This window comes from Streptomyces sp. NPDC058051 (genome assembly GCF_042885475.1).
In the GTDB taxonomy this organism is placed as follows: Bacteria; Actinomycetota; Actinomycetes; order Streptomycetales; family Streptomycetaceae; genus Streptomyces.
In genome coordinates this window covers 256,945-275,788 of record NZ_JBHVRW010000007.1, presented here as the reverse complement: position 1 = coordinate 275,788, position 18,844 = coordinate 256,945, and the positions used below count along the sequence as shown (strand labels likewise).

The 18,844-nt window shown below is 69.7% G+C and carries 10 protein-coding genes; 7 read left to right on the top strand and 3 right to left on the bottom strand.

What is annotated here, in order from left to right:
• The first annotated feature begins 166 nt into the window (after positions 1 to 166).
• Both ACFVUT_RS14715 and ACFVUT_RS14710 read left to right on the top strand, forming a co-directional pair.
• Positions 167 to 1,222, top strand: a complete 1,056-nt coding sequence (locus ACFVUT_RS14715; RefSeq protein WP_389648350.1) for a type III polyketide synthase — start codon at positions 167 to 169, stop codon at positions 1,220 to 1,222.
• Between the two features lie 311 nt (positions 1,223 to 1,533).
• A complete protein-coding gene (locus tag ACFVUT_RS14710; protein ID WP_389648347.1) occupies positions 1,534 to 3,228 on the top strand; it encodes a bifunctional 3'-5' exonuclease/DNA polymerase in 1,695 nt (564 codons plus the stop codon).
• A 752-nt stretch (positions 3,229 to 3,980) separates the two neighbouring features.
• On the opposite strand, the gene ACFVUT_RS14705 is transcribed toward ACFVUT_RS14710, so the two are convergent.
• Entirely contained in the window at positions 3,981 to 4,820 is an 840-nt protein-coding gene (locus ACFVUT_RS14705) for a carbohydrate-binding protein (protein ID WP_389648344.1), read from the bottom strand.
• Between the two features lie 137 nt (positions 4,821 to 4,957).
• Entirely contained in the window at positions 4,958 to 6,346 is a 1,389-nt protein-coding gene (locus tag ACFVUT_RS14700) for a carbohydrate-binding protein (protein WP_389648341.1), read from the bottom strand.
• A 161-nt stretch (positions 6,347 to 6,507) separates the two neighbouring features.
• Here ACFVUT_RS14700 and ACFVUT_RS14695 point away from each other — a divergent pair, with 161 nt between their 5' ends.
• Together ACFVUT_RS14695 and ACFVUT_RS14690 are read left to right on the top strand one after the other, a co-directional pair.
• Positions 6,508 to 7,617: a DUF2804 domain-containing protein gene (locus ACFVUT_RS14695; protein ID WP_389648338.1), complete on the top strand. Its 1,110-nt coding sequence runs from the start codon at positions 6,508 to 6,510 to the stop codon at positions 7,615 to 7,617.
• 43 nt (positions 7,618 to 7,660) lie between these two features.
• A complete protein-coding gene (locus ACFVUT_RS14690) occupies positions 7,661 to 8,341 on the top strand; it encodes a phosphotransferase (protein ID WP_389648335.1) in 681 nt (226 codons plus the stop codon).
• 264 nt (positions 8,342 to 8,605) lie between these two features.
• Here the strand turns inward: ACFVUT_RS14690 and ACFVUT_RS14685 are convergent, their stop codons facing one another.
• Complete coding sequence (locus ACFVUT_RS14685) at positions 8,606 to 9,760, bottom strand: glutathione-independent formaldehyde dehydrogenase (RefSeq protein WP_389648332.1); 1,155 nt, start codon at positions 9,758 to 9,760, stop codon at positions 8,606 to 8,608.
• 579 nt (positions 9,761 to 10,339) lie between these two features.
• On the opposite strand from ACFVUT_RS14685, the gene ACFVUT_RS14680 reads away from it, so the two are divergent.
• The 3 genes from ACFVUT_RS14680 (at position 10,340) to ACFVUT_RS14670 (ending at position 18,795) form a co-directional block, all read left to right on the top strand.
• The gene (locus ACFVUT_RS14680) at positions 10,340 to 10,984 is read left to right on the top strand and encodes a TetR/AcrR family transcriptional regulator (RefSeq protein ID WP_389648329.1); all 645 of its coding nucleotides are present in this window, start codon (positions 10,340 to 10,342) and stop codon (positions 10,982 to 10,984) included.
• A gap of 40 nt (positions 10,985 to 11,024) precedes the next feature.
• Positions 11,025 to 12,236, top strand: coding sequence for an acyltransferase (locus ACFVUT_RS14675; protein WP_389648326.1), 1,212 nt, complete (start codon positions 11,025 to 11,027; stop codon positions 12,234 to 12,236).
• A gap of 784 nt (positions 12,237 to 13,020) precedes the next feature.
• Positions 13,021 to 18,795: a hypothetical protein gene (locus ACFVUT_RS14670; protein ID WP_389648323.1), complete on the top strand. Its 5,775-nt coding sequence runs from the start codon at positions 13,021 to 13,023 to the stop codon at positions 18,793 to 18,795.
• The last annotated feature ends 49 nt before the right edge of the window (positions 18,796 to 18,844 follow it).

The window sequence follows — 18,844 nt, the reverse complement described above, 5'->3', positions numbered from 1 at the left end:
CCCGTTCCAGGGGTGTATCGAACCCCGGCGCCGGAGATTCCACCACTGACCCGTTCCGCGCGGCTCACGCGCGTGCGCCCGTGGTGGCCGCCCCCGCGCCCGTCGAACACGCCGTGACCGGTCCGGGCCCGGACGTGTGGACCAGAAGTCCGCTAGGAGGAGTTCCATGGCGGTTCTCTGCAAGCCGGCAATCGAGGTTCCCGAGTACGTCATCACCAACGAGGACACCCTTGAACTGGCGCGGCGGTTGCACGGCGACCATCCGCAGATCGACCTGGTGCTTCGTCTGATCGAACACACCGGGGTGCAGAAACGGCACCTGATCCAGCCCATCGAAAAGGTGCTTGAGCACCCGGGTCTGGACGCCCGCAGCATCACCTACGAACAACAGACCAAGGCACGGGTGCCGGCAGTCGTACGCCGGGCACTCGACCAGGCCCAACTGGAGCCGCAGCAGATCGACTTGATCGTCTATGTCTCCTGCACCGGCTTCATGATGCCGCCGCCGACCTCGTGGCTCATCGACACGATGGGATTCCGGCCGGAGACACGGCAGCTGCCGATCGCCCAGCTCGGCTGTGCCGCCGGCGGCGCCGCCGTCAACCGGGCCCACGACTTCTGCACGGCGTACCCCGACGCCAATGTGCTGATCGTCGCCTGCGAGTTCTGCTCGCTGTGCTACCAGCCCACCGACCTGGGCGTCGGATCCCTGCTGTCCAACGGCCTGTTCGGTGACGGCATAGCCGCCGTGGCGGTCCGGGGCACCGGTGGCACCGGAGTCCGCCTGGAACACAACGGCTCCTACATCATCCCGGCGACCGAGGACTGGATCTCCTACGCGGTCCGGTCCACCGGATTCCACTTCCAGCTCGACAAGCGGGTACCCGGGACGATGGAACCTCTCGCCCCGGCGCTGAACGCCGTCGCGGAGGAGCACCAGTGGAACGCCGGCAAGCTGGACTTCTACATCATCCACGCCGGTGGCCCGCGCATCCTGGACGACCTGAGCCGCTTCCTCGACGTGCCGCCGGAAGCGTTCCGCTTCAGCCGCGCCACGCTCACCGAGTACGGCAACATCGCGAGCGCGGTGGTACTCGACGCGCTCGGCCGCATGTTCGAAGAGGCCTCGGCGCTCGACGGTCACCGCGGCCTGATGGCCGGATTCGGCCCCGGTATCACCGCCGAGATCTCCCTGGGCACCTGGACCACGGACTCCTCGTAGCATCAGCCCGTCCGGAGTGCGGGGACCGGGGGTTCGGGAGGCCGAGCCCCCGGTGCCCGCACGCCCCGTCCCCGTCCCGTCCCGTCCCCGTCCCGTCCCGTCCCCGTCCCGTCCCCGTCCCGTCCCCGTCCCGTCCCGCTCCGTCCCGCTCCGTCCCGCTCCGTCCCGCTCCGTCCCGCTCTGTTCCGCTCCGTCCCGCTCTGTTCCGCTCCGTCCCGCTCCGTCCCGCTCCGTCCCGTCCCGCTCCGTCCCGTCCCGTCCCGCTCCGCGCCTTGCGCCCCTTGTCAGTGCCGGGTGCCAGACTCGACGCCATGACCGAACGTTGGGCTCTGGCCACCACAGAGTCCGGCGGCGCCCTCCTCGCCCCGCTGGACGCCACCGGTGTGCCCACCGCCCCGGTCCTGACCGAACCCGACCTCGTGGAGGCCGTCCGCTCCCGCCCGGACGTCACCCGCTGGGTCTGGCGGTCCAGCTCCGAGATCTACCCGCGTCTGCTCGCGGCCGGTGTCGCCGTGGCCCGCTGCTACGACATCGAGGTCGCCGAGTCCCTGCTCCTCGCCCACGAGGGCCGGCTCGGCGAGCCCCGTTCCGCAGCCGCCGCCCACGCCCGCCTGCGGAACGCGCCGGTACCGCCCGATCCTCCGCCCCGCTCCGCCGAGCCCGGTTCGCAGTCGCCCCTCTTCGATCCGCAGCCCGGCACGGGCCTTCCCTTCGACGACCTGCTCCGGGTGTACGCCGACCAGCTCCGCCGCCACGGCGCCACCACCCACCCGGGCAGGATGCGCCTGCTGACGGCAGCCGAATCGGCCGGCATGCTGGTCGCCACCGAGTTGCACCGGTCCGGCCTGCCCTGGCGCGCCGACGTGCATCGGGAGGTGCTGCAGACACTGCTCGGCGAGCGCTACGCGGGCGGCGGCGAGCCCCGCAGACTGGCCGAGCTGGCCGACGAGGTGTCGGCCGCCTTCGGCAGACGGGTCCGCCCCGACCTCCCCGCGGACGTGGTGAAGGCGTTCGCGCAGGCCGGCGTCAAGGTGCGCTCCACCCGGCGCTGGGAGCTGGAGGGGCTGGACCATCCTGCGGTGAAACCCCTCATCCAGTACAAGAAGCTGTACCGGATCTGGACGGCGCACGGCTGGAGCTGGCTCCAGGACTGGGTGCGCGACGGGCGCTTCCGCGCCGAGTACCAACCCGGCGGCACGGTCAGCGGACGCTGGACGACCAATGGCGGAGGGGCGCTGCAGATCCCCAAGGTGCTCCGGCAGGCGGTCGTCGCCGACGAGGGCTGGCGCCTCGTCGTCGCGGACGCCGACCAGATGGAGCCCAGGGTGCTGGCCGCGATCTCGCGCGACCGCGGCCTCATGGAGGTGGCGAGCCATGACGGCGATCTCTACACATCGCTGTCGCACCGGGCCTTCCACGGCGACCGGGACCACGCCAAGATCGCTCTGCTCGGTGCGATCTACGGCCAGACCTCGGGCGACGGCCTGAAGAACCTGGCAGCGCTGCGCCGGAGGTTTCCGTCGGCCGTGGCCTATGTCGACGACGCGGCGAAGGCCGGCGAGGAAGGACGCCTCGTACGGACATGGCTGGGCCGGACCAGTCCCCCCGCGGCCGGGAGCGGGGCGGACGAAGAGGCCGGCATTCCGCAGGAGAGCAGCGAGCCGCCCTCTGAAGAAGACGCGTTCACCCCCGGTTACGCATCGTCGAACGCCCGCGCGCGGGGCCGCTTCACCCGAAACTTCGTGGTGCAGGGCAGCGCCGCGGACTGGGCGCTGCTGCTCCTGGCCGCCCTGCGCCAGTCGCTCGTCTCCGCAGGTCTCCGGGCCGAGCTGGTCTTCTTCCAGCATGACGAGGTCATCGTGCACTGTCCGCGCGAGGAGGCCGAGGCGGTCGTGGAGGCGATCCGGGCGGCCGGCGATCTGGCCGGACGCATCGCCTTCGGCGAGACACCGGTGCGCTTCCCGTTCACGACGGCGGTGGTGGAGCGCTACTCGGACGCGAAGTAGTCAGGCACGCACGAATAGTCCGGCACGCGTGCGTAGTCCGGCACGCGTAGTGCGGCACCCGTATCTACCGATGCGCGTAGTACGGGTGCGCGTAGTACGCCCTCTGCGGATCAGTCGGCGGAGCCGGGTGCGGAGGAGCCCGGCTCTCCGGACCGGCCGGGCCCTCTGCTTCCCGGCTGTTCACCCGTGACACGTCCTGGAGTGGGCCCCGGAGTCGATCCCGGAGCGGGTCGCGCGTCCGGTGTCTCACCGAACCCGGCCAACCCGTGGTCGTAATGCGCGGGACTCAGATGCTGATGCCTGTGCCGGGTATTGAGCCGATGAATGACGAACGCCGCGATCCCGATCATCACGAGGACGACCACGACGGTGACCAGGGTTTCCATACGGCAGCGGCCCCCTTCGATGCGCAGGCCGACAGAAGCGGCTCACCGGGAGCCGTACACCTCCAGGCTACTCCGCACCCCGGTTCCCGCCCGCTCGAAACGGTCCCTGACACCCGCCCGCCCCACCGGTCCGCGGACCGGTCCCGCCCGAACACGAAGACGCCTGCTCCCGGAGTCGCCCGCACCCGGAGTCGTCTGCGCACGAAGTCGTCTGCGCACGAAGTCGCCGGACACGGAGAGGCCCGGACGCGGAGATGCCCGGACCGGAAGAACGCTCCGGTCCGGGCACAGCGCGGCACGTACCCCGTGAGGGAGGGTTTCGGGGTACGCCCGCGCAGCGGTGGTGCGCCCGCTCCTGCTGCGTGTCTACCCGCGTTCCCACAGCGCGGGGACATTCGGCGGTTCCCAGCCGACCATGGCTGAGTGCGCCTGCAGACAGCGGTACGCGACCCCGCCGTACGTGACGCGGTCTCCCGCGCTGTAGAGCGTTCCGGCCACCCAGGTGGAGCCGGGCGGGTCGGTCGGAGGATCCGTCGGGTCGGTCGGGTCGGTCGGATCCTGGGCGACGTCGAGAACGAAGTCGAAGGTCCCTTCCCTGGCGGAACCGACGGCTCGGACATTCATCAGGAGCGCCGGGTCGAAGAGGGTGTCCGTGTTGTTGCGCGGCTCGTCGGGAAAGTACAGCTGCGTCGTCAGGATGCCGGAGCCCGGCGCCTGGGCCTTGACGTGGATGTGCCGCGTACGGCCCGGGTACAGCCCCGGCACGATGGTGGTCAGCGTGAAGGCCCCCGACTGATCGGTGAACTGGTGGCCGCGGAAGGCGAAGCCGCTCATGTCGTAGGCGCCGTTGGTGTCGGCCTGCCAGAAGTCGAGAAGCACTCCGGCGATGGGCTTGCAGGCCCGCCCGAAGACGTAGCCGCTGACGGTGAGCGAAACGCCCGGGGTGCCGCTGGTCACCAGGCTCGTACGGAGCGGGGAGTTGGGCTTGAAGTAGGGGCCCTCGATCTGCTCGTGGGTCGGGTCGTCGCCGTCGTCGCAGCTCGGGGTGGGGGCCAGGGGCCGGCCGCCGCTGTCCGCGTCACGGGCCAGCGCGACCCCGCCGCCCGTGAGCAGTGGGACGGCGCCGGCGGCGAGCGCGGCCTTGAGGAGGGTCTTGCGGCTGATCCGGCGGTCGTCACCGGAGCCTTCGGTCACTTCTGGGGTCATGACGGATTCCTCTGGACGGGGAAGGACCAGCAGGGACATCGCCGGAGCCGGCGAGACCGGGCTCGGCCGAACGGCGAGACCGGCCGGATCGACTGAACCGGCTGAACCGGCCGGACTGGCTGAACCGGCCGGACCGGCTAGAGCAACTGCCAGAGAGCCGGTGCGTTCGGCGGCGTCCAGCCGGGCTGCGCCTGGTGACCCTGGAGGCAGCGGTAGCTGTCGGATCCGTACGTCACGATGTCCCCCGCCGCGTAGGTGGTTCCGGCCGCCCAGGTGCCGCCCGGGTCGGTCGGCGGGTCGGTCGGGGGATCGGTCGGGGTGCCGCTGGTGACGAGAGTGAGCCCGTACGCCTGGAGCGCCGGGTTCACCGGCTGGAAGTACGTCGTACCGCCCTGGGTGCAGTTGCCGGAGCCGCCGGAGGTGACGCCCTGCGCCTGACTGCCGGAAAGGAACGAACCGCCGGAGTCACCGGGTTCGGCGCACACATTGGTGCGGGTGACGCCGGAGACGGTGCCCTCCTGGTAGGTGACGCTGGTGTTGCGCTGCTGGACCGTTCCGCAGTGCCAGCCGGTGGTCGAGCCGGAGCGGCAGACCGACGAGCCCTCCAGCGCCTCGGTGGATCCGGTGACGGTCACGTCACCGTTGCCGTACCCGTTCACCAGGGCGCGCGGTGTCCAGCTGGTGTTGGTGGCGACCCAGGAGTAGTCGCGGCCGGGGAAGGTGGAGCCCTGGAAGGAGCCCTGGGCCTGCTGGTTGTAGCCGCTGGTGCTGACCCCTGGCGTGCCGCAGTGGCCGGCACTGACGAAACCGGACTGGCTGCTGCCGCGCTTCACCGGGAAGCCGATGGAGCAGCGGCCCGAACCGTTCATGTAGTACGCGTCACCGCCCCGCAGATCCGCGAACGTGCGGGGCTGCTCGCTCGACCGACGCACCGTCACCACGTCCCGCGGCACCTCCGCGGCGGCGAGGAAGGCATGGGCGGCATCGGTGGCATCTGCGGCCGATGCGCCCGCGGCCTGGACGACCACGCGGTTGGTGGCCACATCGACGTACCAGACAGGTACGCCCTCCGGGGCCCTGCGCAGGGCCACCCGGTCCAACGCGGCCTTGGCTGCGTCGAGTTCGGCCAGGCTGTGCTCGACGACGACCGGCCGGGCGCCGGCCTCCGCGATCCGGGCGGCCTGCCCGGCATCGGTGGTGGCGACGGTCAGCGTGGCGGCATCACCGCTCACCCGGGCTCCGGCGAAGTCCTCGCCGAGGGAGTGCTTCAGCCCGGCGGCGACGACTGCCGCCCGCGACTCATGGCCGATCCTGTCGCGTGCCTCGGCGGCGGTCAGTCCGAGGTCGCGCCGCATGGCCTCCAACAGGCCGGGCGAGAGGCTCGTCCCCGCCGCGGTGGGGGTGGGCAGGTGGGGGGCGGGATCGGCGGACGCGCTGCCGGTCAGACCGGCCAGCGCGAGTACGCCGGCCGCCACGGTGGCCGTACACGCGACCCGGGCGCGTCTACGGAAGACGGTTGTCTCCACGGAACTCTCCTTGGCGTCGGGGGAATTGCCGCCAAGGTAGCCGCGTACACGTCAGTCCCAGGAGATCCCGTTCTCCCCCTCACTTCGCGTTATGGGGCCCGTGACCTGCGCTTTCGGGGGCCTGCCCGGCCCGTGCGCCAGGCAGGCCCTAGGCTCCGCGCATGGCCACGCACGAACGCGAGATCACCGACCCCGTCGACCTGTGCCTGCCGGACGGCCGGCTGAACCCGGCAGCCCGCGGCTGGTCCAGACAGCCGCTGCACCGGTCGAACCTGCGGGGCTGGGGCCGCACGAAGCGTTGGGAGTACTGGTGCGTGACCACACCGACCCACCTCGTGGCACTGACCGTGAGCGACCTCGACTTCCTGGCCCTGAACACGGTGTACGTGCTGGAGTACGGGCCCGGTGGCGCCGAGTTCGAGTGCACCTCGCTCGTCCCCGGTGGCCGCGGCGTCCGTCTCCCGGAGACGCTCGCGGGCGCGGCCGGCTCCGCGGCCGTGGCGGTCGGGCCGCAGCGCCCTTCCGGCAACAAGGTCAGGATCGAAATCGGCCACGAGGACGGGGGCACCCGCCTGCGGGCCCGCTGCCTGGCCCCTTCGTCGCCGAAAGGTCCCGAGCGGGCCGGACGGGTCGGACGGGTCGGACGGGTCGGACGGGTCAAGGAGACCGTGGAGGTCGACCTCTTCGCCGCACTGCCCGACGGCCACGAAACCCTGTCCGTCGTCGTGCCGTGGAGCGAGCGCCGCTTCCAGTACACGTCGAAGCACACAGCCCGTCCCGCCTCCGGAACGGTCCGGATCGGGGACAGGGTCCTGGAGTTCGGCGAGGACGCCTGGGCCGTGCTCGACCACGGCCGGGGCCGCTGGCCGCGCTCGGTCGACTGGAACTGGGGCGCCGCATCGGGCCGTACGGACGGTCACACGGTGGGACTGCAGTTCGGCGGACGCTGGACCCGGGGTACCGGCACCACCGAGAACGCCCTCTGCGTGGACGGCCGGCTCACCAAGATCGGCGAGGAGTTGGAGTGGCGCTGGTCACCGTCCGACTTCATGGCCCCCTGGACCATCACATCGGCGGGTGACGCCCCCGTGGTGGACCTCACCTTCGTGCCCTTCCACAACCGCTCCACCCGCACCGAAGCCGCGCTGATCGCCAACCGCACCGACCAGTGCTTCGGCCACTACACCGGCCGCGTCCGGGACGACGAGGGCCGCGAGATCGCCGTGGACGGGCTGCTCGGCTGGGCCGAGGACGTTCATATGCGCTGGTGACCTCCCCGTACCGCGACCTTGCCCGTACCCCTAGGTTCGTCCCATGCAAATAGGTGAGCTACTGGGTACCGGACGATCAGCCGATGTGTACGCACTCGACGAGAAGTGGGTTCTGCGCCGCTACCGCGACGGCATGGACGCCACCCACGAGTGGACGGTCATGTCCTACCTGAGCGCCCACGGCTACCCGGTCCCCCGGCTCGGCCCCCGCAACGCCGAGACCGGCCCCTGCGAACTGGTGCTGCAACGCCTCACCGGCCCGACGATGCTCCACTCCCTGCTGTCCGGCGGCCTCACCGCGGCCGAGGGGGGCGCCATGCTGGCCGGTCTCCTCGCCGAACTGCACACCGTGCCCGCCCGGCTCTCCCCCCACCCCGAGGACCGGATCCTCCACCTCGACCTGCACCCGGACAACGTGATGCTCACGGACCGGGGCCCCGTGGTGATCGACTGGAGCAACACCAAGGAGGGCGCCCCGGCCGCGGACCGGGCCATGACGTCGCTGATCCTCGCCCAGGTCGCCGTCGATACCCGGTCCCCGGCGTCGGCGGGTGCCCGCGCCCTGTTGGAGGCACTGGTTCCGTTTTTCTCCGCCTCCGGCGGTGTCCCCGCCCGCCACCTCGCCGAAGCCGCCTCGCACCGAGCGGCCAATCCGACGATGAGCCCGCACGAGGTAGCTCTCATCTGCGAAGCGACAGCACTGATCGCCCAGTTGACGGACTGACCACCCTCGACGGTCTCACCACGCTTGACGGACTGAACACGCTTGACGGACTGACCACGCTTGACGATCCGACCACCCGGTCACCGAGGTGACGTGAGGTGATGCGCGGAGCCCCCGACCGCCGTCCGGCCCGGCGCGCCGCACACCGCCCCGCGGGCCGGGCCGACCGGCAGCGCACGGACGGCGCGCTGAGGGCGCGCTGAGGGCGCGCTGAGGGCGCCGGACCGCGCCGGACCGCGCGGGACCGCTGCGAGGAGGACCGACTCAGCTCATGTCGCCGGGGTGGAGGACGACCTTCGTCCAGCCGTCGTCACGGTTGTCGAAGTGCTCGTAACCCCGAGCCGCCTCCGTGAGCGGAAGTTCGTGGGAGACGATCCACGACGGCGTGGCCTTGCCCTGCTGGATGAGGTTGCACAACTGGCGATTGTAGGCCTTGACGTTGGCTTGGCCGGTGCCCATCGACTGGCCCTTGAACCAGTACATGCCGTAGTCGAAGGCGATCTCCCCTTCGTCCTTGTAGAGCTGGTCCGGGCTGCCGGGGTCATGCGGGACGAAGACGCCGACCACGCCGATGGTGCCGGTGAACTTCACCGACTGCACCAGGTTGTTCAGCGTCAGGTTCGGCTGCTCGTGCCCCTGGACATCGTGTGCCTGGTAGCCCACGCACTCACAACCGCAGTCCGCGCCGAGCCCGTTGGTCTGCTCGTTGACCTGATCGATCGGGGATCCCTTCGAGTCGTCGATGGGGATGGCACCGATCTCCTCTGCCAGGCGCAGCCGGTCCGGATGACGGTCGACCACCATCACCTTGGCGGCGCTCTTGAGGTTCGCCGACAGGGCTGCCATCAGTCCGACCGGGCCGGCGCCGTAGATGACCACGTTCTCGCCCGGCCGCACACCGGCGAGTTCGGTGCAGTGCCAGCCGGTCGGGAAGACGTCGGACAGCATCACGTAGTCGGTCTGCTTCTCCCGCGCCTCTTCCGGCAGCACGAGGCAGTTGGAATCCCCGTACGGAACCCGCAGGAATTCCGCCTGGCCGCCGCTGTACGGGCCCATCCCCGCGAAGCCGTACGCGGCGCCCGCCATCCTCGGATCCGTCGGCGTCGTCAGACAGAACGCCGTCAGCCCGTTGTCGCAGTTGCGGCAGAACCCGCAGCTGATGTTGAACGGCAGGCAGACCAGATCCCCCACCCTCACCAGGTCGACGCCGTCACCGACCTCGATCACCTCGCCCAGGTTCTCGTGGCCCAGGACACGTCCCGTCTCCATGTCGGTGCGTCCCTCGTACATGTGCAGGTCCGACCCGCAGATGTTCGTCGAGGTGACCCTGACCAGTACGTCCGTCGGCCGCTCGATCCTCGCGTCCGGCACGTTCTTGACGCTCACCGTGCGCGGACCTTCGTACACCAGCGCCTTCATGGAAATGCCGCCACCTTCCTCATGTCTCGATCGCACCGTCCGCGATTCCTCGATCACGCCGCGCCGTGTCGTCGTGCCCGAAGGTCAGGCGGAATACCGGCCACCCAGGAGGAAGGAACGCACACAGCACTACGGTCTCCGGACCCGGAACCCTGAGGGCTCCAGAACCTCGGGACTCCAAAACCCAAGAACTCCAGAACCCCGATTGACCCGGAACTCCAGTGACCGGATCCGCACAGGCCGACCTGCTTCTGCTGCTCCCGGTGGCCGTCCGATCGCCCCGGCCCACTAGGTCTCGGCGGGACTCGGCGCCTCTTCAACCGTCCCACCAGGCCGCCGCGTGTCAACCGGAGGCCCGTACGGCAACGGCCGAACCGGCCGAACGGGCACAGCCGAGAAAGTCCACGTCACGCAGAGTGGATCCGTATCAGCCGTGCCACCCGGACACCCCGAGCACGCCGGGTACACCGAACAGCCAGGCGCACCCGGCACCCCGGCGCACCGGGCGTCCAGGCACACCGAAGCTTCCGGGCACGTCGGGCACACCGGGCATCCGGGCGCCTGGTTACGCTGCGGACCATGCGAGCGGTGGAGAAGAGCGATCTGACAGGGCGGGCACGGCTGCGGGAAGCAGCGCTGGAACTGTTCGCCGAGCGGGGCTTCGAGGCGACGTCCACGCGCGCGGTGGCTGCGGCCGCAGGGCTGTCACCGGCGCTGGTGACCCGGCACTTCGGGTCGAAGGAGGGGCTGCGCGCCGCGGTCGACGAGTACGTGCTCGGCCGGATCGCCACGGAGCTGTCCGAACTGGACCCGGGCGACGCCGGGTTGATGAAGTCCCTCGGCGAGGTCTCGGCCCGGCTGTTCGGGTCGGACCCGGTACTGCGCGGCTACCTGCGGCACGTCCTGCTGGAGGACAGCGCGGCGAGTGCCGCCCTGTTCGGACGGCTGCTGAGCGGGGCCAGGAAGGAGCTGGACCGACTGTCCGGGGCGCACCGCGAGAACCGGCAGGACCAGGACCGGCCGGACGAGGAGTGGGCGGCGTTCCAGATGCTCTGCCTGATCCTCGGACCGCTCCTGCTGGAGCGCGTGATGCAGCCCCACCTCGACGAGCCCATGTTCGCTCCGGAGGTGCTGGCCCGGCGCAGTACGGCCAACCAACACCTGTTGCTGCACGGCCTCTTCAGCCGACCGGAGGGTTCGCCGGAGGGGGGAGCGGGGGGCTAGCACCAGTGCGGAGTGTACACATGTTGAGCATGCTAAACGGATGCACACACCCACATCCACGCCCGACACTCCTCCGTCCGCCCCGCACCGCCCTCGCCGTCTGGACTGGCTGGACAACCTGCGGATCACGTTGACCGTCCTGGTCGTGGTCCATCACGCCGCCCAGCCCTACGGACCCGCCGACTGGTGGTACGTCGAGGGCCAGTCACGCACTCCCGCGCTCGCCTCCCTCTCCGCTGTCGACGGCACCTTCTTCATGAGCCTGTTCTTCTTCGTCTCGGCGGTCTTCGTGCCCGCATCGTACGAACGGCGGGGCGCCTGGCGCTTCCTGAAAGCCCGTCTGATCCGGCTCGGCATCCCCGTCGTCGTGGGCGCGCTGACGATCGTGCCGGGCCTGATGTACGCCTACTACGTTCATTACCGCGGCTACCCGGCGATACCCTTCGCCCGCTACTTCACCGATGTCTATCTCGGTCTGGGCGAGAAGCCCGCCGACTGGACGGGCCCGTCCTGGCCGGATCTACAGTTCGGGCACCTGTGGTTCATCCAGAACCTGCTCGCCTACTGCGTGTTGTACGTCGCCTGCCGCAAGGCCGGCCAACTGCTGCGACGGCGACACGGAGCCCGGGTGAGCGGCACGCGCCCGGCGCCCGGGCACGCGGCACTGCTGTGGCTGACCGCGGGAATCGCGAGCGCCACCTTCCTCGTGCGGTTGCGTTACCCCCTGGACACGTGGGTGCCGGTACTGGACTTCCTCCAGGTCGAACCCGCGCGGGTGCCGCAGTACGCGGCCTTCTTCACGCTCGGCGTGCTCGCCCACCGCTACGACTGGCTGGACAGGTTCGATGCCCGTACCGGATGGGTGTGGCTGAGCGGGGGTCTCGCCGGCGCGGCGCTGCTGTTCGCGATCGGCGCGGACGCCGACTGCTTCGGTCCGGGCGGCTTCACCGGGCCCGCCGCACTGTGGGCGGCGTACGACAGCGCACTGTGCGTGTCCCTGAGCGTCGGAGTGCTCACACTCTTCCGTGAAGCGGTGACCCGCCGCGGCCGCCTGTCCACGGAGCTGGCGGCGAACTCGTACGGCGTGTACATCATCCACGTGCCCATGGTGGTCACCGTGCAGTACTACCTGGCCGGCCACGGCCTGTCGGCGGCCGGCGCATGGGCGGTGGCCTGCGCGCTCGTAGTACCGACGAGCTTCCTCATAACGGCCGGACTGCGCCGCCTGCCAGGATTCCGGCACGTGCTGTGAACCGGGCCACCGCGCCCGGAAGGGTCGTTGCTCGCGCCCTCGACTCTTTCGAGGGCAGCCACTCGGATCTGTCGTTGACCGCACCGCAAAGGCGAATCCAGACCCCACTGAGACCAGAGCCAAGACCGTCGACACTCGCGCAGCCCGCGCCCGACGCGCCGCCGCATCCAATAAAAGCAAAAGCCCCAGGTCACGGCGAGTGAGTCCTGAGGCTTCCACAGAGCCGCCTTCGGGATTCGAACCCGAGACCTACGCATTACGAGCTCGACAGAGCGCCTCCTTACCCTCTCCTGACTGTCCCCGGATTCACCGTTTTAGCAGGTCAGCGCGCGATGGCCTATTCGGATCTACATGATCGTTCACGGGATTTCACCATTCTTCCGACCCCATCTGGCCCCCACGGGCCCCGCCGTCGGGCAGCCCCGGCTCCAACCGGGCAGACCCCCAGCTCGGGCGCCCCGGGCGAAAGCGCCTCCAGCGCAGCCCCCTGCGAGGCCAAGAGGAGAGGCCGTACCTCGACCCTGCCGTTCTAGTGCAGCCTCGCATTGGCCTGAACGGGCCTGTACCTGCTGTCGGCACTGATGAGGTCCTAAAAAAGCTCATCGATTGCACCTGACGGGCGTGGTCGCGCAACAGCAAGGCGCGACTCCCGCTTCTGCAGGACATCGACCTAGGGATCTGGATGGTCTCCGCCGTGACATTTTGAACCGTAGAAAAGGCATTGGCCCGCGATGGACCCGCCCCAGCCACTGCGCAATGTGCCCTGCTCTGGCATGATCTCGCCATGGCGAATGCGGGTGGGGACCTGAAGGCCTGGCTGACCGGGCTCGACGATGTGCGGCTTCGTGAATTGATGCTGATACCAGGGCCGTTGACCCACCGGGTGGGAGTCCCTCATCGCGGCGGCCTTCCCCGGCTGGGTCGCCGGGAACTGCTTTCCGCCCGCGTCTGGCTGAGCCGCGCCCAGACGCGCGACCTCAAGCAGATTGCCGACGCGGCCGCTGATTTCAGCGGCCACCTGCTGGTGAGCCACGGCAATCTCCAAGCTGACACTCTCCGAGATCCGAACCTGGACACTCTGGAGTCAGCGATCATTTCCCTGCCGCCGGTGCTGGCCCAACTCACCCTTCACTCCATGCTCCTGGGGGACGACACCCCGCGACGGACAGTGGCCGAACAGTACTGGGACCGACTGCTGGAAGCCGCCGAACGCCCAGGCGCCGACTGGGCCTGCGGCGAGGACGGCGGAGACCACATACACGCGGAGGAGGAAGCCGCCGAGCAGGCCGGGAAAGCAAACCTCGACCCGCGGCAGCGGCAAGATGGCATGGGAGAAGCTGTGACGCGCGAGGACGCCGCAGACGTGGCGGTCGCTGTAGGTCCGGCTGAGGCCCTGCGGAAGCTTCGCTCGCGCGCCGCAGAGCTCGTCGGCGCTCTTGAACTGGCAGCCGAGCAGGTGGCGGGCGGATTCGAGCTGCCTCAGGGGCTGCTCGAGCGGGCGGCCACCTGGCCGGTGGAACGCTCCGCCGTGGCGAACCTTATCCGGGAGGCGGGCCGCGATTGGTCCGCCGAGGAGGGATTTAGCGACCTCGAGGCAGCCATCACGCAGTTGCTGGAAGAGGAGGAGCGCGAGACAGCCCACGCCCACCAGCTCGCCATGCTCCAAGAGCAGCGGCAGGCGCTGCTTCCACTGGTGGACAAGGCCGAACAGGGAGGCGGCGGCGCCTACCTCGAATCCCTGCGGGAGACGCTTCGGACACTCGATGAGGAGATCGCCGTCCTGAGCCCCGGCGTCAGAAATCCGTCCCAGGAGAACCCCGTTCCCGCTTCCCACGCGGCGGCCGTTGGCGACACGTCGCAGTCCGAGGAGTTGCCGACGGCGGAGAGCCCGGCGGGGGCGCTCGAGATGGCCACTGCCGAGGCCGGAGGCGGCCCAACCAACGTACCGATCGCCGCCGAACGGGCGGAGGTCTCCCCGGCAGCGGCTGCCTCTCAGTCCGGCGCCCTGGTCGGCGCCGCGACCCGGCCCGACGCGCCGCACCCGGCCGACGGCACTGAGGGTCCTACAGCCTATGAGGCTGAGACGCCTGGGCCGTCTGTTGTGCCCGTCGAGGCCGACGCCGCTGCGGAAACCGAAAGGCCTCAGGAGACCAAGTTTTCCGAACAGACATGTCTCCCCTGGCACGCCTCCGCCGCCGTGGACTCTGCCTGCTTCACGCCCTCCCACGTGGAGCGGTTGGTAGGCACGGGCCGCTTCCAGGAGGCGTACTGGATGACCGTGGGGTCCGGCGAGCCGGTTCACCGTGCGGATTGCCTGGCGTTCGCGGATGCTGCCTTTTCATGCACCACCCCCGAGGACGCCACGTCGGTGATGACCCGGTTCGCCCCGGACCTGGAGAGAGTGCAGAGTGACCGACCGGCGCTGGTCCTGGCCGCGGTCGCCTCCGTCCGCGCCGGACTAGTCGTGGGCTGGCCCAACGACCTGCTGTTGCAGACCGATCCCTGTTCCTTCCTATCCGCTCCCTGGAGCCAACTGCTGGAATGTGCGATTGACGTTCTGCGGCACTACCACCGGGTGGATCCCGCCACCCTGCACCCGGGTGATGATGAGGGTCCGACCCTCACCCGCTCCGGCATCGCCAAAGAGGCTGGCCAACTCAAGGTCGAGCTACCGAAGCGCAAGATCGGCTACGCACGGGCTACCCAGGTGCAGAATCTGTTGATGCACCCCGAGCAGCCCTTGGGCCGTGCCCTGGATGCCGTGCATAACTGGGCTTCCCAGAAGACAGATGCCTCAGTGCTGGACGAGGCGTGGCAGGCGTTCCGCAAGCGCGACTCGTCGGAGCGGATCATCGAAGAGGCCGACGCTTCCATCCGCACCCCTAAGCAGGCCAAGGAGCCAATCGAGGCCAAGGCCAAGCGTTCGTTGCTCAACCGGATCGAGCAGGTGGCCAACCTGCTCTCTCGGGCCCGTGCGCTGGCCGCGCCCGAGGTCGAGGCCCGGAGCGATACGGTGACCGTACTGAGCCACGCTTTGGCCCGGGTGCGCGGTCTAGACGCCCTGCCCGGCGTGGAAGGCGCGGCGCTGCTGTGTCTGCGCCGCTGGCTGGAGGGGGAGCAGCTCGCGCCCGCCTCCCGGACGCTCAGCGTTATAGCCGACGGCAATGCCGACGAGACCGGTATCGAAGCTGACTTCGGCCCGCTCGCCTTCGCCGGTTACGTGCCCGGCCCCGTGGCTCTGCTGGCCGCCCCCGACTTGCCTCGCACCCCCGATGGCGCGCCCGACACAGCCGCTCCCGGCTTCGCACAGGCGGTGGCGTCGCTGCTGGAGCCGGTGGACATTCCCACGGTGCTGACGGCCTACGCCGAGCGTGGCGACCTACATCTAGCCGGCGCACTGGTCGAGGCGCTGGAGCAGGGACTGCTGCCGGCGTCCGCCGTCGGGCCGGAGGAGTTGCCGTCCGGCTGGCGAACCGAGCGGGACGCCCAGTGGGCGCGCTGGTCGAACATCAGGTCCGAGACCCATCGGATCGCCGCTGGCCTGCTGGCAGAACTCCGTACCCAGCAGAGCCTGGACGACCTGGCTGAGCGGCAACTTGTGGGCCGCCTTGCCGAGTTGGAGCAGCCGTTCCCGGAGGGCGCCTTCCGGTCCACCATTGCGGCGATACGCCAGCTCGAAGAGGACCTTCGGGGCCGCGTCGATGCGTATGTGCAGCGGTTGCGGAACCAGTTGGAGACGCTGCCCCTCTCCGAAAAGGACCGCAAGCAGATCACCAGCCTGCTGGAGGCGGGTGACACAGTCACTGCGGAGGAGTGCCTGGCGATCCTGCGCAAGGGGGACGTGCTGCCGGAGTGGAGCGGCGCGGACCGTGGCGAGGACTTGGACCGGTTCGTCGCCAGCCTGGAGGCCGTCGCCCCGGTCAAGGCAGGCCAGCAGGGCTTCTCGGCGCTTCCGTGGGCGGAGCACTATGCGGACGGACAACCACTCACCGAGGGTGCGTTGGCGGGCCTGGAGTCCTGGGACGCGCTCAGCAAGCCTTCCACACGTGGTGCGGAATGGCAGAAGCACGTGCCGACGGTGCTGCGCCTGCTGGGGCTGGAGGGCCGGCCGCCTGGTCGGGACGACAGCCGTCAGGTGCGCGGCATCCTCCGGCTGACCGCCAAGCTCCGCGCCAGCGAGAGCGTTCCCGGCTATGTCGCCGACCTCGGATCGGCAGCCACCACGTACACGGTGCTGGTGGTGTCGGACGAACAACGTGGGCGTAGTCCTCTTGAGTTACTGGATCGCAGCGACAGTGGGCCGTGCATTATCCTCTACCTGTACCCGCTGGGACTGGCGGGCCGTAGGGGCATGGGCTTGCGTGCACGTACCTCCACGTCGCAGGCCTTGGTGGTGGATCCCGTCGTGTTCGGCTGGGTGGCGGCGCGTTCTCCACGTTCGTTCCGCGCCGTGCAGCGGGTGACGCTGCCTTGGACTGGCTTCAACCCGTACACGCCGTTCGTGGCTGGGCTGGTGCCGCCGGAGGTTTTCTACGGTCGGACTCGTGAGATGGCCGCCGTCACCGACCCGCTGGGCGCTCTCTTCCTGTACGGCGGACGCCAGTTGGGTAAGTCGGCGCTGTTGCGCAAAGTTGAGGCCGACTTCCCCTCCTCCCCCGACCGTAAGGCCGTCTACCTGGATCTGAAGGCGCGGGGCGTGGGCGAGGCCGAGCCCGCTGACCGAATCTGGCCGGTGCTCGCGACGGAACTGAAACGCGTCGGCGTCCTGGGGCCGAAGGTGTCCACGGCCGCGCCGCCCGACGTGCTATCGGAGCAGGTGCGCCGCTGGCTGGAGGAGAACCGAGAACGGCGGGTGCTCGTTCTCGCCGATGAAGCGGACGCCTTCCTGACCGCCGACTCGAAGACGGTGCGCGGCAGCGGCGGGGAGGGCACGTTCGCCAACGTGGCGCGGCTCAAAGGGCTGATGGACAGCACCGACCGTCGTTTCAAAGTGGTCTTCGCCGGATTGCACCAGGTGCAGCGGTTCAGCAGGTTGTCCAACGTACCGCTGGCGCACGGCGGCGAGGAGCTGATCGGCCCACTCAAGCCGGCCGAGGCGCAGCGCCTCGTAGTGGAGCCGATGGCGGCGTTCGGTTACCGCTTCGAGCGTCCGGAGCTGGTGTGGCGGGTGCTGGCGGCGACCAACTACCAGGCATGTCTGGTGCAGATCTTCTGCGAGCGCCTGGTCACCGCGCTGCGGGAGAAGCCGCTGGGTTCGGCGCAGTGGCCGATAACCGTTACGGAGGAGGACATACGCGCAGTGGCGGGCTCGGCCGAGGTGCACCGCCACATCGCCGAGCGGCTGCGGTTGACCATCAATCTGGAGGACCGCTACCGGGTTCTCGCTCTGGCGATTGCCCTGCGCAGCCAGGCCGACGGCTTTCACCGCGGCTACGACGCCGACGAACTGCTCAGCGAGGCCAAGCGGAACTGGCCGGAGGGCTTCCGCCGGCTGACCGCCAGCGACGTGAAGATCTACCTGGAGGAGATGGTGGGCCTCGGCCTGCTGATCCAGCAGGCCGACCGCCGTCACTACGCGGTCCGCAGTCCCAACGTGGTGCACATGCTGGGCACTCGCGAGGACCTCGAACTGGAATTGCAGCAGACCGAGTTCAGCCTGCCTTACGACTACAACCCGCGCTTCTCCCGCCGACTGCTCGGCACAGACCGGTCGGGCGTGAGCCGGTACAGCCCGCTTACCGAGCAACAGCTGTACGAGGCGACCGGACCTGGTCTGACCCTGGTTTGTCTGACCAAAGCGCACAGCCCAGAGCTCATCACGCCAGCCATTCGCTCCTACGCCGACGCGCGCGGCTTGGCCGTGCACACCGCTGCCCCGGACACACTGGTGGACGTGCTGACCCGGACGACCCACAGTCGGGAGCCCAGCGTGGTCGTCGCCGACCTGCGCTACTGCGGACTGGACACGCTCCGCCAAGCTTTGGAGCGGCTGCGTCAGCACACGGTTGGTCCTAAGGGGGCGCCGTCGCGTGCGGGGATCGCCCTGGTCGACCCGCGGGCGCAGGAAGTCCTCTGGGACGAGCGGGCCGCCCGGGTGCTGCGGCCGGAGCGGTGGAACGCCGACAGCCTCCGCGCCTGGCCAGAGTGCCCATTCGACACTCCAGACAAACGGGAGCGACTGATGGAAGCGACCGGCGGCTGGCCCGCTCTGGTCGAGCGCACCGTCGACCTCGCCACCCGAGGAGGCGCCACCCTGGAGGCGGCGCTGGAGACGACCCGGGCCCAGTACTCCCGGGAGGGCGTCGCCCGCGACCACCTGGACCGGATCGAACTGGACCGGAGCATGCGGGACCTGCTGGCGGCTTGGGTCCAGTACATCGAGCCCGGCGAGTGTTGCAACCGCGGCGACATCGCCGCAGTCACCGGTCTCGGCCTGGACGAGGTCCGCCGCTTCACCGACCGGCTCGCCGATCACGGCGTGTTGGACGACAGCGAGAAGGGGTACGCGCTGGACCTCGTCACCTTCCGGGTGCTCAACGCCGTAGGGCAGGACTCTTGATCACCGGTACCGCCGCAGAGGTGACCGCTCTGCCTGGGGTCAGAATCTC

Bases quoted from the DNA above. Each gene is read 5' to 3' on its own strand.
- ACFVUT_RS14715 (WP_389648350.1), top strand. From the start codon at position 167: ATGGCGGTTCTCTGCAAGCCGGCAATCGAGGTTCCCGAGTACGTCATC.
- ACFVUT_RS14710 (WP_389648347.1), top strand. From the start codon at position 1,534: ATGACCGAACGTTGGGCTCTGGCCACCACAGAGTCCGGCGGCGCCCTC.
- ACFVUT_RS14705 (WP_389648344.1), bottom strand. From the start codon at position 4,820: ATGACCCCAGAAGTGACCGAAGGCTCCGGTGACGACCGCCGGATCAGC.
- ACFVUT_RS14695 (WP_389648338.1), top strand. From the start codon at position 6,508: ATGGCCACGCACGAACGCGAGATCACCGACCCCGTCGACCTGTGCCTG.
- ACFVUT_RS14690 (WP_389648335.1), top strand. From the start codon at position 7,661: ATGCAAATAGGTGAGCTACTGGGTACCGGACGATCAGCCGATGTGTAC.
- ACFVUT_RS14685 (WP_389648332.1), bottom strand. From the start codon at position 9,760: ATGAAGGCGCTGGTGTACGAAGGTCCGCGCACGGTGAGCGTCAAGAAC.
- ACFVUT_RS14680 (WP_389648329.1), top strand. From the start codon at position 10,340: ATGCGAGCGGTGGAGAAGAGCGATCTGACAGGGCGGGCACGGCTGCGG.
- ACFVUT_RS14675 (WP_389648326.1), top strand. From the start codon at position 11,025: ATGCACACACCCACATCCACGCCCGACACTCCTCCGTCCGCCCCGCAC.
- ACFVUT_RS14670 (WP_389648323.1), top strand. From the start codon at position 13,021: ATGGCGAATGCGGGTGGGGACCTGAAGGCCTGGCTGACCGGGCTCGAC.